This is a genomic window from Enterobacter cloacae complex sp. 277I4 (assembly GCF_050031465.1).
Lineage (GTDB): Bacteria > Pseudomonadota > Gammaproteobacteria > Enterobacterales > Enterobacteriaceae > Enterobacter > Enterobacter cloacae.
In genome coordinates this window covers 1958586-1973882 of the sequence record NZ_JBLGWC010000001.1, presented here as the reverse complement: position 1 = coordinate 1973882, position 15297 = coordinate 1958586, and the positions used below count along the sequence as shown (strand labels likewise).

The 15297-nt window shown below is 47.2% G+C and carries 14 protein-coding genes and 3 pseudogenes; 13 read left to right on the top strand and 4 right to left on the bottom strand.

The window, feature by feature from the left end:
• Positions 1-22 precede the first annotated feature (22 nt).
• The 3 genes and pseudogenes from ACQG19_RS09460 to ACQG19_RS09450 all read left to right on the top strand — a co-directional run bounded on the left by ACQG19_RS09460 (position 23) and on the right by ACQG19_RS09450 (position 1774).
• A pseudogene (locus ACQG19_RS09460) lies at positions 23-802 on the top strand (alpha/beta hydrolase).
• Between the two features lie 25 nt (positions 803-827).
• Positions 828-1462: pseudogene (locus ACQG19_RS09455) on the top strand (FMN-dependent NADH-azoreductase).
• Positions 1463-1465: 3 nt separating this feature from the next.
• On the top strand, positions 1466-1774 hold the full coding sequence (locus ACQG19_RS09450; protein WP_029881982.1) for a YciI family protein: 309 nt from the start codon (positions 1466-1468) through the stop codon (positions 1772-1774).
• A gap of 150 nt (positions 1775-1924) precedes the next feature.
• Here ACQG19_RS09450 and ACQG19_RS09445 read toward each other — a convergent pair whose 3' ends face one another.
• Positions 1925-3226 carry an oligosaccharide flippase family protein gene (locus ACQG19_RS09445; RefSeq protein WP_246932021.1) on the bottom strand — a complete coding sequence of 434 codons (1302 nt, stop codon included), beginning with the start codon at positions 3224-3226 and terminating at the stop codon, positions 1925-1927.
• Between the two features lie 560 nt (positions 3227-3786).
• Between ACQG19_RS09445 and ACQG19_RS09440 the strand changes: the two genes are divergently transcribed.
• A complete protein-coding gene (locus ACQG19_RS09440; RefSeq protein ID WP_426725865.1) occupies positions 3787-4230 on the top strand; it encodes a hypothetical protein in 444 nt (147 codons plus the stop codon).
• The gene (locus ACQG19_RS09435) at positions 4208-4387 is read left to right on the top strand and encodes a helix-turn-helix domain-containing protein (protein WP_426725991.1); all 180 of its coding nucleotides are present in this window, start codon (positions 4208-4210) and stop codon (positions 4385-4387) included. Before ACQG19_RS09440 ends, ACQG19_RS09435 begins: the two co-directional genes overlap by 23 nt.
• A gap of 142 nt (positions 4388-4529) precedes the next feature.
• Here ACQG19_RS09435 and ACQG19_RS09430 read toward each other — a convergent pair whose 3' ends face one another.
• Positions 4530-4805, bottom strand: coding sequence for a response regulator transcription factor (locus ACQG19_RS09430; protein WP_407200786.1), 276 nt, complete (start codon positions 4803-4805; stop codon positions 4530-4532).
• A gap of 372 nt (positions 4806-5177) precedes the next feature.
• Positions 5178-5564, bottom strand: a complete 387-nt coding sequence (locus tag ACQG19_RS09425) for a hypothetical protein (protein WP_426725864.1) — start codon at positions 5562-5564, stop codon at positions 5178-5180.
• A 380-nt stretch (positions 5565-5944) separates the two neighbouring features.
• Between ACQG19_RS09425 and ACQG19_RS09420 the strand changes: the two are divergent.
• A pseudogene (locus tag ACQG19_RS09420) lies at positions 5945-7153 on the top strand (IS3 family transposase).
• A 161-nt stretch (positions 7154-7314) separates the two neighbouring features.
• Here ACQG19_RS09420 and icd read toward each other — a convergent pair.
• Positions 7315-8565: an NADP-dependent isocitrate dehydrogenase gene (gene icd / locus ACQG19_RS09415; RefSeq protein WP_013097077.1), complete on the bottom strand. Its 1251-nt coding sequence runs from the start codon at positions 8563-8565 to the stop codon at positions 7315-7317.
• Between the two features lie 117 nt (positions 8566-8682).
• Between icd and rluE the strand changes: the two genes are divergently transcribed.
• The 7 genes from rluE (at position 8683) to phoQ (ending at position 15278) form a co-directional block, all read left to right on the top strand.
• Entirely contained in the window at positions 8683-9336 is a 654-nt protein-coding gene (rluE, locus tag ACQG19_RS09410; protein WP_029881977.1) for a 23S rRNA pseudouridine(2457) synthase RluE, read from the top strand.
• A 9-nt stretch (positions 9337-9345) separates the two neighbouring features.
• A complete protein-coding gene (locus tag ACQG19_RS09405; protein ID WP_038419123.1) occupies positions 9346-9819 on the top strand; it encodes an NUDIX hydrolase in 474 nt (157 codons plus the stop codon).
• Positions 9820-9859: 40 nt separating this feature from the next.
• Positions 9860-10972, top strand: coding sequence for a tRNA 2-thiouridine(34) synthase MnmA (mnmA, locus tag ACQG19_RS09400; protein WP_013097080.1), 1113 nt, complete (start codon positions 9860-9862; stop codon positions 10970-10972).
• Positions 10973-10999: 27 nt separating this feature from the next.
• On the top strand, positions 11000-11629 hold the full coding sequence (gene hflD, locus ACQG19_RS09395; protein ID WP_130627047.1) for a high frequency lysogenization protein HflD: 630 nt from the start codon (positions 11000-11002) through the stop codon (positions 11627-11629).
• A gap of 19 nt (positions 11630-11648) precedes the next feature.
• Positions 11649-13019, top strand: coding sequence for an adenylosuccinate lyase (gene purB, locus ACQG19_RS09390; RefSeq protein WP_246932020.1), 1371 nt, complete (start codon positions 11649-11651; stop codon positions 13017-13019).
• A gap of 123 nt (positions 13020-13142) precedes the next feature.
• Positions 13143-13814, top strand: coding sequence for a two-component system response regulator PhoP (phoP, locus tag ACQG19_RS09385; protein ID WP_013097083.1), 672 nt, complete (start codon positions 13143-13145; stop codon positions 13812-13814).
• Positions 13815-15278, top strand: coding sequence for a two-component system sensor histidine kinase PhoQ (gene phoQ / locus ACQG19_RS09380; protein ID WP_029881973.1), 1464 nt, complete (start codon positions 13815-13817; stop codon positions 15276-15278). It begins immediately after the preceding gene.
• The last annotated feature ends 19 nt before the right edge of the window (positions 15279-15297 follow it).

Sequence of the window (15297 nt, the reverse complement as noted above, 5' to 3'; positions counted from 1 at the left end):
GAGAAATACGGGAAATATAGTTATGCGTAAGCAAAATTTAATGTCGGTCGCGCTGCGAAAAGGAGTATTTGCTTTGTGTCTTTTATTTATGAGCAACCCGCCGCTTCTGGCACAGGATTCGCGTGTAAAAAATATCGTGCTGGTTCACGGTGCCTTTGCTGACGGATCGAACTGGTCAGCCGTCATCGCTCTCCTGCAGGACCGGGGCTAACACGTTACTGCTGTTCAGAATCCCCTGACATCCTTACGAGAGGATGTGGCTGCAACAGAGCGTGTACTTGAGCGTCAAAATGGTAACGTACTGCTCGTTGGCCATTCATGGGCAGGGGCGGTGATCACCCAGGCTGGTAATGCGAATAACGTAAAGGGGCTCGTCTATTTGTCCGCCCTTGTTCCGGACAGCAATCAGTCTGTTTCTGACGCACTTGCGCACTTCAATGCCCCCATGAAAGGTATGGAAGCCGATAAAAACGGCCTCATCTGGCTTGATAAGCCACAGTTGTTTCATCAGGTTATGGCTAATGAGCTAAGCATGAAACAGAGCCTTCTGATTTCTGCGGTGCAACAGCCTATCGCCGCTGCCGCTTTTAACGAAAAAGTGAACGCGGCAGCCTGGAGAGAGAAACCCTCCTGGTATCTCATCACAGAAAACGATAACGCGCTGAACCCGTTAGTACAGGCAAATTTTGCCCGTGAAGCAGGCGCACATATCACACGAATTCACTCAGATCATCTATCCATGATTTCTCATCCCAAAGAGGTTGCAGCACTGATTGTAAATGCTGCGCAGAGTATTCACTGACCCTTACACAACAGGACGATATGCAATGAAAATTCTCCATCTTGATTCAAGTATCAATTATGAATTTTCAGTAACCCGACAGTTGTCGGCTGAAACAGTGAAACAACTGATGGCAACCAGTCAGGGGAATCAACTGACTTACCGGGATCTTGTAAAAGACGAAATCAGCCATCTCACCGGGGAAATCGCTGCAGAATTCAGGCCTGTTACCGGACGACCCGCAACTACAACGCGTCTGGACTCTGAGCGAGAATTATCAAATGCTCTGGTCTCTGAGTTTCTTGAAAGCGACGTAATTGTTATCGGAGCGCCAATGTACAACTTTTCTGTTCCCAGCCAATTAAAAGCCTGGATGGACAGAATCGCGCAGCCAGGGAAAACCTTCAGCTACACCCCAACAGGCCCTGTTGGTCTTGCGGGGGAAAAAAGAGTCATCATAGCCTCAGCCAGGGGGGGGTTTATGCCGGTACGGCATTTGAAGAAATGGACTTTCAGGAGCAATTTCTGCGTAAGTTTCTGGGCTTCCTGGGCATTTCAAATGTTGTGTTTGTCCGGGCTGAAGGCGCATCTAAAGGGGAGGAAGTAAAGCTCAGAGAACTATCCCGTGCTTTCTCTTTAATACCACAAGCCATTAATACCGTTTCTGCCGCTAAGGAATAAACCATGTTGCACGCCGTCACGCTGACTTACCTGACACAACCTGATGCGATTTCCGATCATCTTGACGCACATAAACAATGGCTGCTGAGGGGGTTTGATGAAGGAGTGATTCTTTTTGCCGGCCCGCTCAGCAATGGTGCTGGCGGCTTCATTCTTTTTCAGGGGGATAACATCAGCAATATTCATAACTTTCTTCAGGATGACCCCTTTATAATTCATAACATTGCAGATGCCGAAGTAATGAGTATTGAGCCGGCGTTATGCGCGCTGGGATTCCCAAAAAAATGGGCGGAGAACGCTCGTTTCATCTGACCATTACTCACTGTAAAGCGTCCTGAAACCTATGAAATGAGTCTGTTTCATGTATTTCGAGGACGCTTTTATTTGTCATTAAACAGCGCGCCATTAAGAATAAATCTTAGAAGCATTTTTTATTTAGCTCAGTTTTGAGGCTGCCTTTTTTTAGCTTCCATCTGATTTTTTCATTCCAAATAACCTCCGAAAATACACATAAATAATTTTAAACATCTCGATGTGGACTGATAATATAAATCCCTGCATAAACAAATAGTTAATAACTGTCAGAGAAAAAACTTCAGTAATGATAACCGCTGATGCAGCACCAATCAATCCGAACCTGATAGAAAAGAAATAAGAAAGCACCAGACTTAAAACCAATATAAATATAGTCTTCCATAATAAAAACCTATACCCAGAAAATTTAATTATTATTTTTGATGAAGCCATGCCAAGTGTAGACAATAATGTTGAGAAACATAACAAAATGCAGGGTGTTATTGACTCCTTATAGGATTCCCCGTATAGATAGAGAATTGCGAAATTTACTAAAAATGTAATCACCAACATTACCGGAATCGACAACAAAATGATATTTAAATGTAACCTGGCACCTAATTTAATTATTTTTTGATTATTTTTCTCTCGAAATAAAGATGGAAGACAAGATGTCAACAACGATAATAAAATGAAACTCCAACTCGTTGCAATGCTTTGAGAAACTGAATAAATACCGACATCATGATTTCCATATAAAAAAGAGATTATAAGCACATTCAACCTTGGATAGATCGATGAAATGATTGAAGGAATAACAAGAATGCTTCCCGCATAACTCAGATGGAATAATCTTTTTTTTAGTACACTATACTTAATTGTTACCATCCTTTTATATTGTTTTCTAAATACATATGATTTTAGAAAATAAGGAATGGCACTTATTATTATTAGAGGCAATCCAAAATAGATAATCGGCACTTTATATCTAACCATTAATGCCCTGGCTACTAAGCCGAAAATAAGGCCAACTACGTTTGCAATAGCATTAATTCTTGAGTTCAGTAGTGACTCGTTAAAACTTGTGTAAGTATCAATAGTATAAAAATAATACGCCAAACAGATTGACAGCACTAATGTCATACCTGTTAAATCCATTCTCATATTTAAAAACATTATGCAAATACTTGCAAAAATGATAAATATTATACTTCTCAACACAAATACAGGCATCATTAATTGTATGCCGCCAATCAAGTTTGTGCTTATCCTTTTATAGAATATACTATCGCTGCCAAACACCCCTACAACCTGAACAATTTGAAAAATCGCAGTTGCAATTGCTATTTGCCCAATTACCACAGGCCCCAGGTATTTAGCCACCAAAGCATTTATAAAGAAAAGGCCCACTACGCCGATTGTTTTTTCTGCAATCATCCACAAGAAATTTTTTTGAGTTTTGCTTAACACTTACTCAACCTCATTTAAATATTCATTTTATCATCATCTTTATAAAGCAAATCTATAAATTGAGTTACATCCATACTTTTTTTATTCAACCGGATAAAATAAAAAACAGCTACTATTAGTATCAATAAAGCTATGCATAACAATAGAAACAACATATCGAGCCCCCGTGTTAATACTCAGCCCAACTTCAAAAAGAGATGATTTTTTAAGTGCCAAGCATCAATCCATATAGAATTAATGAGTTGTTTTGCGCAATACCGATAAAAAGTAAATAGTCGTATATCATTCCTATATAGAAATAAATTTCCATATAAATGATTAACTCTAAAAATCACGCTCAAATAACATAAAGCCATCTTCGAATCGACTATTAACAATGATAGGTTGATAAAATCTTAAGAACTCAGCACTTACTTTTGATGATCTGGCCTATAAAAAATTAAATTATGTATAATTACACAAACACATATTTAAATTTAAACTTGCCATCTTCTAAAAAGGTTATATCATTACCTAACATCAAACTTTAAGAATGAAAATAGTAGCTGAGGCTTCACACCATGTTTAACCATATCTTAGAGATTGTTGAAGGATCTAACAAGTTTATGCGCATTTATGCGTCAAATGGACAACGAATAAACCTCATGCTTAATAATAAACCACATGTATACTTTCTCACTGAAGGTAGAGTAGACATTTATAGAAAAGCAGACGATATTTTAATTTTCACTGTATATGCGCCTTATATTCTAGGGATAATCTTTATGTTCGAAAAAGATGATTACCATTACTTTCGAGCTTCAACGGATGCAACTTTCACAGCAATTTCAACTGTGGAATTGGATTGTTTGGCTGATAGTAATAACTTGTGGAAACATTTTTTCTTAATGACTTGTGAAATCACTTTAAACTTTTTCAAAAGAGACCAGAGATTTTCATCAAAAAATGCCTACGATATTATGAAAAAACAATTTAGAAGCCATATGGGAATTACCAGAGAATGAAAGATCTCAAATTTCAGTATTCAAGTTCATTTTATCCAGAAGCTCAATTTCTCGTAGTTCCTTAAATAAAGTTTTAAAAGATTTGAATGATGGTGGATATATTAACATTCACAGAGGAAAGCTTCTAAACATCAAAAATTTACCATTAAAATATTAATCATTTAGGAGGCAGAAATATCTTTCGCCATAATGGTGTTGTTTCTGATGCAATTCTTTTGTTTTCATTGATGCGATAATTAGCATAAAAACAATAAATTGAAAATGGAATCAATACCATTATAGTTAAAATAGATATTATGTTATACGTGTTCATACAACCCTTCTTTTGTTGCCAAAGCATACATATACAATTCATGCCTATTCTTCAGGTTTAATTTTTGCAAAATATTACGCCTATGAGAGCTGATTGTCTTTTTTGTTATGTTAAGCATAATAGCAATTTTGTCATCTGTTGCTCCCTCAGAAAATAAATTTAACAGCAGGGTCTCTTTCGATGATAACTTTTTAAAATAAAGTGCATTGTGAAGATAATCTTGATTTGTTAAATCATTAAAACACTCTATATATTTATCCAAATCATAATTACATGGCAAAATTAACGTTTTTTCCGGTCTATATTTTGAAACTGCGTAACAATGTAAGAAATTATCTGTAATGATTATATCTTGAGTATGATACTTATGATAAAAAATAAGAGCTGGAAGCTTAGCGGTTTGCTCAACGTTATATGTGTAAGATTCAAATACTTTAGAATCATAAATGAGTTCCCTGATGCCGTAATATAAAAATAGTTATCAGTAATAACATATATTCTTATTATTTTTTTTGATATCATTTCATTCACCTTGAAAGTCAGAACAAATATCCTATCCCAATGATGAAAGTATCTATTTCTTTGTTATCAACAAGACCCAATTCATATCCTGTATTTAATTGAATATTGTTTGTTAAGTTGTAAAACAAACCAGTACCAAAAGCTGCCCATAAATCTCATGACTTTGATCAGGTTTCATTTTTGAACCACAAGAAATACCAGCAAGTCCATAAAAATTTATATCTTGTGTGATATTAATAGCGAGCCCCGGCATAATTGATGCGTATTTGTTTTTCAAATAAGAGTTCCCGGAACCGCTGGTATTCTGTATATAAGTACCTGATGCGACCAGTGCAAAATTACCCATATCGTGTTTAAATATCACATTCATGCCATGCATCTTTTCGGCCCCACTCTCTTTGCCTGCAGCATAATTTATAGACATTGAATTACTGGCAAATACAGGCATGGTAAAAGCGCCAAAAAAAAGAAAAGCAGCTGCTAGATTAAATTTATGCATAGTTCCTCCAATAATTTCTCTTAAATATACAGAGATAAAATTGTGTTACCAGCATATAAATACACATGCAAAAGTTTTAATTGCACAACAAAATGTTTATTTTTATATATTGACTAAGGCTACTGACACGAACCAGTCATTTCTGGATAAAGTATTTTAAGGAAATGAAATTCGGGATTGTTTATTTTTGATACATGAGGAAGTAAAGATGCGCATACAGTTGATATATTTACAGTAGATAATATACCCTACCGTAAATTGTTGTGGCAGATACAGAGAGAACTGGAAATGATGTAGCCCCCTGAAACTCCAGACAGTAGCTGTATCTCCAGATAAGAGATAGGCTTGAATATATGTCTAACACTAACGCCAATTTTGAGATGACCGGGATCCTGTTAGGGCAAGAAGTCCGTAAACGTAAAACTCCTCAGGAGAAGATCGCCATTATCCAGCAGACGATGGAGCCGGGCATGAATGTCTCCCATGTCGCCCGCCTGCATGGCATCCAGCCCAGCCTGCTGTTTAAGTGGAAGAAGCAATATCAGGAAGGCAGCCTCACCGCCGTTGCGGCCGGGGAAGAAGTTGTTCCAGCTTCTGAGCTTACTGCTGCTCTGAAGCAGGTCCGGGAGCTTCAGCGCCTGCTGGGCAAGAAGACGATGGAAGTTGAGATCCTGAAAGAAGCCGTGGAGTACGCTCAGTCGCGAAAATGGATAGCGCACGCGCCCTTGTTGCCAAAGGACGGGGAATAGCCCTGGTCAGCCGCACCATGGGCATGTCGCGTGCGCAGCTGTCACTGCGAATTAACCGTTCTGCCGACTGGCAGGACAGGCGCTGTAACCGGCGTGATGACGAAGCAGACGCTGAAATACTGTCAGAGATCCTCGATATCATCAGCGATATGCCCAGTTACGGCTATCGCCGTGTGTGGGGCATCCTGCGTACGCAACGTCGTACAGAGGGACTGCCCCGTGAACGCCAAACGGCTTTACCGGCTTATGAGCGAGCATAATCTGCTGTTACTGCATGACAAACCAGAGCGGTCGAAGCGTGAACATAAGGGCAAAATCGCGGTGGCAGAAAGCGATATGCGCTGGTGTTCAGATGGCTTCGAGTTCGGCTGCGACAACGGTGAGAAGCTGCGGGTCACGTTCGCGCTGGACTGCTGCGACAGAGAAGCCATAGACTGGGCAGCGAGCACAGGAGGCTACGACAGTTCGACGGTGCAGGATGTGATGCTGAGGTCGGTGGAAAAGCGCTTCGGCGACGGGCTGCCGACCACACCGGTTCAATGGCTGACGGATAACGGTTCAGCATACCGCGCATGAAACGCGGAGGTTCGCCAGAGAGCTGAATCTGGAGCCGTGTACAACAGCGGTGAGCAGCCCGCAGAGCAATGGCATGGCCGAACGGTTCGTGAAGACGATGAAGGAAGACTATATCGCGTTCATGCCAAAACCAGATGTGAGAACAGCCCTGCGAAACCTTGCAGCAGCTAACATTCGCGCGTTTACAATGAAAACCACCCGCACAGCGCGCTGGGATATCACTCCCCGAGGGAATATCGGCGGCAGCGGACATCGTTAACTTAAGATACAAAAGCTGTCCGGAGATCGCGGGTCAAGATCAAGAGAGAACTGGAAATAACATCTGCTTAAAAAAGGGTTTTGATAAGCTCTTGATAACCATCCGAAAAATAATAATAAAAACGGGAACCAATCGGCTCCCGTTGTTGTATAACCCAGCTAATAGATTACATATTCGCGATAATCGCGTCACCAAACTCTGAACATTTCAGCAGCTTAGCGCCTTCCATCAGACGTTCGAAGTCGTAGGTTACGGTTTTCGCGTTAATCGCGCCTTCCATACCTTTAACGATCAGGTCTGCGGCTTCGAACCATTCCATATGACGCAGCATCATCTCTGCGGACAGGATGATAGAGCCTGGGTTCACTTTGTCCTGGCCTGCGTATTTTGGTGCAGTACCGTGTGTTGCTTCGAACAGGGCGCATTCGTCACCGATGTTCGCGCCTGGGGCGATACCGATACCGCCAACCTGTGCAGCCAGGGCGTCGGAGATGTAGTCACCGTTCAGGTTCATACAGGCGATCACGTCGTATTCCGCTGGACGCAGCAGGATCTGCTGCAGGAACGCATCGGCGATAACATCTTTAATGATGATCTCTTTGCCGGTGTTCGGGTTCTTGATCTTCTGCCATGGGCCGCCGTCGATCAGCTCACCGCCGAACTCTTCTTGCGCCAACTGGTAACCCCAGTCTTTGAACGCGCCTTCGGTGAACTTCATGATGTTGCCTTTGTGAACCAGGGTCACAGAGTCACGGTCGTTGGTGATCGCGTATTCAATTGCCGCGCGCACCAGACGTTTGGTCCCTTCTTCGGAGCACGGCTTGATGCCGATACCGCAATGCTCAGGGAAGCGAATTTTCTTCACGCCCATCTCTTCGCGCAGGAATTTAATCACTTTTTCTGCGTCAGCAGAGTCAGCTTTCCATTCGATACCCGCGTAGATGTCTTCTGAGTTTTCGCGGAAGATAACCATATCGGTCAGCTCAGGGTGCTTAACCGGGCTTGGGGTGCCCTGATAGTAACGAACCGGACGCAGACACACGTACAGGTCCAGCTCCTGACGCAGTGCCACGTTCAGGGAACGGATACCGCCACCAACTGGCGTTGTCAGTGGGCCTTTGATAGCAACGCGGTAGTCGCGGATCAGGTCCAGCGTTTCTGCTGGCAGCCAAACGTCCTGGCCATAAACTTGAGTAGATTTTTCACCGGTGTAAATTTCCATCCAGGAAATTTTACGCTCGCCTTTGTAGGCTTTCTCAACAGCGGCATCAACCACTTTCAGCATTGCCGGGGTAACGTCTACACCGATACCATCACCTTCGATGAATGGAATGATCGGATTGTGAGGAACGTTAATCTTGCCGTTTTGCAGGGTGATCTTTTTACCTTCCGCCGGAACAACTACTTTGCTTTCCATTAACCTCTCCTTCGAGCGCTTCTGGTTGTTACTGATCTTATGTTAATAAATTGTAATGAGCCCTTCGATAGTACCTGATTGTCCTGCGCCATGAAAGGTCTTCGTTATTAGGCTATAATGCGGCAATTGATAACGCCTGAAAATACCATGAAGAAAACTTCTTTTACAAAACACCGGGTTGAGCGATTCAGCTCACGACAAGCCGCCAGAAGACCGCAAGAAAGCCAGCCAAAGCGGGTTATTTTGTTCAATAAACCCTACGATGTGTTGCCGCAGTTTACCGACGAAGCCGGGCGCAGCACGTTAAAGGATTACATTCCTGTTCAGGGCGTTTATGCCGCGGGTCGTCTGGACCGCGATAGCGAAGGTCTGCTGGTCTTAACCAACGACGGAGCCCTACAGGCAAAACTCACGCAGCCCGGAAAACGCACCGGCAAAATTTACTTTGTGCAGGTGGAAGGTGAGCCGGATGAAGAGGCGCTCGCCGCACTCCGCAACGGCGTGACGTTAAACGATGGCCCCACCCTGCCCGCAGGTATTGAACGTGTGAATGAACCGGAGTGGCTGTGGCCGCGCAACCCGCCCATTCGCGAGCGCAAATCTATTCCCACCAGCTGGCTCAAAATCACCCTTTATGAAGGCCGTAACCGTCAGGTTCGGCGCATGACCGCCCACGTGGGCTTCCCTACCCTGCGCCTGATTCGCTATGCCATGGGCAGTTACACGCTGGATTCCCTGGCTAACGGTGAATGGCGGGACGTTGCCCCTTAAGGAGTCAATATGTTTAAACCTCATGTCACGGTCGCCTGTGTGGTTCACGCGCAGGGGAAATTCCTGGTTGTAGAAGAGAGCATTAACGGCAAAGCGCTGTGGAATCAGCCAGCCGGGCATCTGGAAGCCAATGAAACCTTATTACAGGCCGCAAAACGTGAACTCTGGGAAGAGACGGGCATCCACGCGGATCCTCAGCACTTCATTCGTATGCATCAGTGGATTGCGCCTGATAAAACGCCCTTCCTGCGTTTTTTATTTGCCGTCGAGCTTAGCGAAACGTGCGCCACTGAGCCGCACGACGACGATATCGATCGCTGCCTGTGGGTCACCGCCGACGAGATCCTGAACGCGCCAAACCTGCGCTCGCCGCTGGTTGCCGAAAGCATTCGCTGCTGGCAGTCAGGCGCACGCTTGCCGCTGGAGGTCATCGCAGAATTTAACTGGCCGTTTACAGAGGGTGTCAATGGTGGGGGGGCGTGATAGAATACGCCGCCTTGAAGTTCAATGTCGTGAGTATTCCATGTCAGATAACAGCCAGAAAAAAGTGATCGTCGGCATGTCCGGCGGTGTCGATTCCTCCGTTTCCGCCTACCTGTTGCAACAACAGGGCTATAAGGTGGAGGGCCTGTTCATGAAGAACTGGGAGGAAGATGATGGCGAGGAATATTGCACTGCCGCTGCGGATCTCGCCGATGCGCAGGCCGTGTGCGACAAGCTCGGCATTGAACTGCACACCGTTAACTTTGCCGCAGAATACTGGGATAACGTGTTTGAGCTTTTCCTGGAAGAGTACAAAGCGGGCCGTACCCCAAACCCGGATATTCTGTGCAACAAAGAGATCAAATTTAAAGCCTTCCTCGAATTCGCGGCGGAAGATCTGGGCGCAGACTATATTGCGACCGGTCACTACGTGCGTCGCGCCGATGTGAACGGCAAAAGCCAGCTGCTGCGCGGTCTGGACGGTAATAAAGATCAGAGCTATTTCCTTTATACGCTAAGCCATGAACAGATTGCACAAAGCCTGTTCCCGGTTGGCGAGCTGGAAAAGCCAGAAGTCCGTAAAATCGCTGAAGAGCTGGATCTGATCACCGCGAAGAAAAAAGACTCCACCGGTATCTGCTTTATTGGCGAGCGCAAATTCCGCGATTTCCTTGGTCGCTACCTGCCTGCGCAGCCGGGCAAAATTGTCACCGTCGATGGCGACGAAATTGGCCAGCATCAGGGGCTGATGTACCACACCCTCGGCCAGCGTAAAGGCCTGGGTATCGGCGGTACCAAAGACGGTAGCGAAGATCCGTGGTACGTGGTCGACAAAGATGTCGAAAACAATATTCTGATCGTCGCTCAGGGGCACGACCATCCGCGTCTGATGTCCGTTGGCCTGATCGCGCAACAGTTGCACTGGGTCGACCGTGAACCGCTCAAAGGTACCCTGCGCTGCACGGTAAAAACACGCTACCGTCAGACGGATATCCCTTGCACCATTACCGCGCTGGATGACGATCGCATTGACGTGCGTTTTGACGAGCCAGTTGCAGCCGTCACGCCGGGCCAGTCCGCCGTCTTCTACAGCGGTGATATCTGCCTGGGTGGTGGGATCATAGAACAGCGCCTGCCGCTGCCGGCCGTTTAACCCGATTGCACACATAAAGGAGAACGTGTGGCGAAGAACTATTATGACATCACCCTGGCACTGGCAGGAATTTGCCAGTCAGCCCGTCTGGTGCAACAGCTGGCGCATCAGGGTCATTGTGACGCTGACGCGCTGCACGTTTCGCTCAACAGCGTTATCGATCTCAACCCCGGTTCAACCCTGGGTGTCTTCGGTGGCAGCGAAATCAATCTTCGTCTCGGTCTTGAAACCTTGCTTGGCGTGCTTAATGCCAGCAGCCGTCAGGGATTAAACGCAGAGCTTACCCGTTATACGTTAAGCCTGATGGTGCTGGAACGTAAACTCAGCGCAGCGAAAGGCGCGCTGAATACGCTGGGTGACCGCATTGCCGGCTTGCAGCGTCAGCTCGACCATTTTGATCTGCAGTCTGAAACGCTGTTGAGCGCCATGGCCGGTATTTATGTTGATGTCATCAGTCCGCTGGGCCCGCGTATCCAGGTCACCGGTTCACCTGCCGTACTGCAAAGCCCGCAGGTTCAGGCAAAAGTACGCGCCTCGCTGCTGGCCGGTATCCGTGCCGCCGTGCTGTGGCATCAGGTTGGCGGTGGCCGCCTGCAGTTAATGTTTTCTCGTAATCGCCTGACGACTCAGGCAAAACAAATTCTTGCTCATTGTTAACCTCCCGGAGTTGCGAATTATGGAATTATCCTCACTGACCGCCGTATCCCCTGTCGATGGACGCTACGGCGATAAAGTCAGCGCGCTGCGCGGGATCTTCAGCGAATATGGCCTGCTGAAGTTCCGTGTTCAGGTTGAAGTACGCTGGCTGCAAAAGCTGGCCGCCCAGGCAGCAATCAAGGAAGTTCCTGCTTTTGACGCCCAGGCAAACGATTACCTTGATAAAATCGTTGCTGACTTCAATGAAGAAGATGCTGCTCGCATCAAGACCATTGAACGTACCACCAACCACGACGTAAAAGCGGTTGAGTACTTCCTGAAAGAGAAAGTGGCAAGCGTTCCGGCGCTGCACGCGGTGTCTGAATTCATTCACTTCGCCTGTACTTCTGAAGACATCAATAACCTGTCTCACGCATTGATGCTCTCTACCGCGCGCAAAGACGTGGTTCTGCCTTACTGGCGTAAAATCATTGACGCGGTGAAAGCGTTGTCTGTGGAATACCGCGACATTCCCCTGCTCTCCCGTACCCACGGTCAGCCCGCTACGCCATCCACGATGGGTAAAGAGATGGCTAACGTGGCATACCGTATGGAGCGTCAGTATCGTCAACTGGAACAGGTTGAGATCCTTGGTAAAATCAATGGCGCGGTAGGTAACTACAACGCCCATATTGCCGCTTACCCGGAAGTGGACTGGCATCAGTTCAGTGAAGAGTTCGTGACCTCCCTGGGAATTCAGTGGAACCCGTACACCACTCAGATTGAGCCGCACGACTATATCGCCGAGCTGTTCGACTGTATCGCCCGCTTCAACACCATTCTGATCGACTTCGACCGCGACGTGTGGGGTTATATCGCGCTGAACCACTTCAAGCAGAAGACCATCGCCGGTGAAATCGGCTCTTCAACCATGCCGCACAAAGTGAACCCGATTGACTTCGAAAACTCCGAAGGCAACCTGGGTCTGGCCAACGCCGTGTTGCAGCATATGGCGAGCAAACTGCCGGTTTCCCGCTGGCAGCGCGACCTGACCGACTCCACCGTGCTGCGTAACCTGGGCGTGGGGATTGGCTATGCGCTGATCGCCTATCAGTCCACCCTGAAAGGGGTGAGCAAGCTGGAAGTGAACCGCGATCGTCTGCTGGACGAGCTGGACCACAACTGGGAAGTGCTGGCCGAACCGATCCAGACCGTAATGCGTCGTTACGGCATCGAAAAACCGTATGAAAAACTGAAAGAGCTGACCCGCGGTAAACGTGTCGATGCGGAAGGTATGAAACAGTTTATCGATAGCCTCGAATTGCCGGAAGCGGAAAAAACCCGCCTGAAAGAGATGACACCAGCGAATTACATTGGCCGCGCCATCACCATGGTCGACGAGCTGAAGTAATCTCCCCCGCCCCCTTTTCGCCCGAAAAGGGGGCTGCTTTTTCCCCGGTTTACTCAATGTTTATCCCCACAACAACATAATCAGCGTTAAACTATTCATACTATTAATTCTGGGAGAAAGATGATGCGCGTACTGGTTGTTGAGGATAACGCATTGCTACGTCATCACCTGAAGGTTCAGCTTCAGGAGATGGGACATCAGGTGGATGATGCGGAAGATGCAAAAGAAGCCGATTATTATCTCAATGAACACCTGCCGGATATCGCCATCGTTGATCTCGGGTTACCTGACGAAGACGGGCTGTCATTGATTCGCCGCTGGCGCAGCCACGATGTCTCCCTTCCTGTCCTGGTGCTGACCGCGCGTGAAGGCTGGCAGGACAAAGTGGAAGTGCTCAGTGCCGGTGCCGATGATTACGTCACCAAACCGTTTCATATTGAAGAAGTGGCGGCACGCATGCAGGCCCTGTTACGCCGCAACAGCGGGCTCGCCTCCCAGGTGATTTCCCTTCCACCTTTCCAGGTGGATCTCTCCCGTCGGGAATTCTCAATCAACAATGAAGTCATCAAACTGACGGCCTTCGAATACACCATCATGGAAACGCTGATCCGTAACAACGGTAAAGTAGTGAGCAAAGACTCCTTAATGCTCCAGCTTTATCCGGATGCCGAACTGCGTGAGAGTCACACCATTGATGTGCTGATGGGCCGTTTGCGTAAGAAGATTCAGGCGCAGTATCCGCATGATGTGATCACAACCGTGCGCGGTCAGGGCTACCTGTTCGAATTACGCTAAATGAAACGACTTATGCGGCACATTATGCCCCTTTCACTGCGGGTTCGCTTTTTGCTGGCCACAGCCGCCGTTGTGCTGGTGCTGTCGCTTTCTTACGGCATGGTGGCGCTGGTTGGTTACAGCGTCAGTTTTGATAAAACGACCTTTCGTCTGCTGCGCGGTGAGAGCAACCTGTTTTATACCCTCGCAAAGTGGGAAAACAACCAGATCAGCGTCGAGATGCCGGAGAATCTTAACCAGCAGAGTCCCACGCTGGCGCTGATTTACAATGAAAAAGGGAAACTGCTGTGGGCACAGCGTGATGTTCCCTGGCTGGTGAAAAGCATCCGCCCGGAATGGCTGAAAACCAACGGATTCCATGAAATTGAAGCCGATCTGAATACCACCAGCAGCCTGCTGCGCGAAGATCGCTCTCTGCAAAAAAAGCTGAATGAGATCCGCGCCGATGACGCCGAAACAGAAATGACCCACTCCGTCGCCATCAATCTCTATCCCGCCACGCCTGACATGCCGCAGCTGACCATCGTAGTGGTGGATACCATCCCCGTCGAGCTTAAACGCTCTTATCGGGTCTGGGGCTGGTTCGTCTACGTGCTGGCTGCCAATCTGCTGCTGGTCATACCGCTGCTGTGGATTGCTGCCTGGTGGAGTTTGCGCCCGATTGAATCGCTGGCGAAAGAGGTTCGCGAGCTGGAGGAGCATCATCGCGAGAAGCTTAATCCTGAGACAACGCGTGAGCTAACAAGTCTGGTGCGTAACCTTAACCGCCTGCTGAAAAGTGAACGCGAGCGCTACGATAAATACCGCACCACGTTGACTGACCTCACTCACAGCCTGAAGACCCCGCTGGCCGTCATGCAAAGCACCCTGCGATCCATGCGCAGCTCCAGAATGAGCGTCGATGATGCCGAGCCGGTGATGCTGGAGCAGATCAGCCGTATTTCGCAGCAAATTGGCTACTATCTTCATCGCGCCAGCATGCGTTCCGGCAGCGCCCTGCTGAGCCGGGAGCTGCACCCCGTGGCACCACTGCTGGATAACCTGACCTCTGCGCTGAATAAGGTGTATCAGCGTAAAGGGGTGAACATCAGTCTCGATATCTCTCCTGAAATCAGTTTCGTCGGCGAAAAGAATGATTTCATGGAGGTGATGGGTAACCTGCTCGATAACGCCTGTAAATATTGTCTGGAGTTCGTGGAAGTTTCCGCCCGTCAGACGGACAACGAGCTGCACATCATTGTTGAGGATGATGGCCCGGGGATCCCGCGCAACAAACGTGACGTGGTATTTGATCGCGGTCAGCGTGCGGATACATTGCGTCCCGGCCAGGGGGTGGGGTTGTCCGTCGCACGCGAGATTGTCGACCAGTACGACGGCAAAATCGAAACCGGTGAAAGTTTACTTGGCGGTGCCAGAATGGAAGTGATTTTTGGCCGTCAGCAGCCCACATCGAACGATAGTTAGCCCGTTATGTGAAAAATGC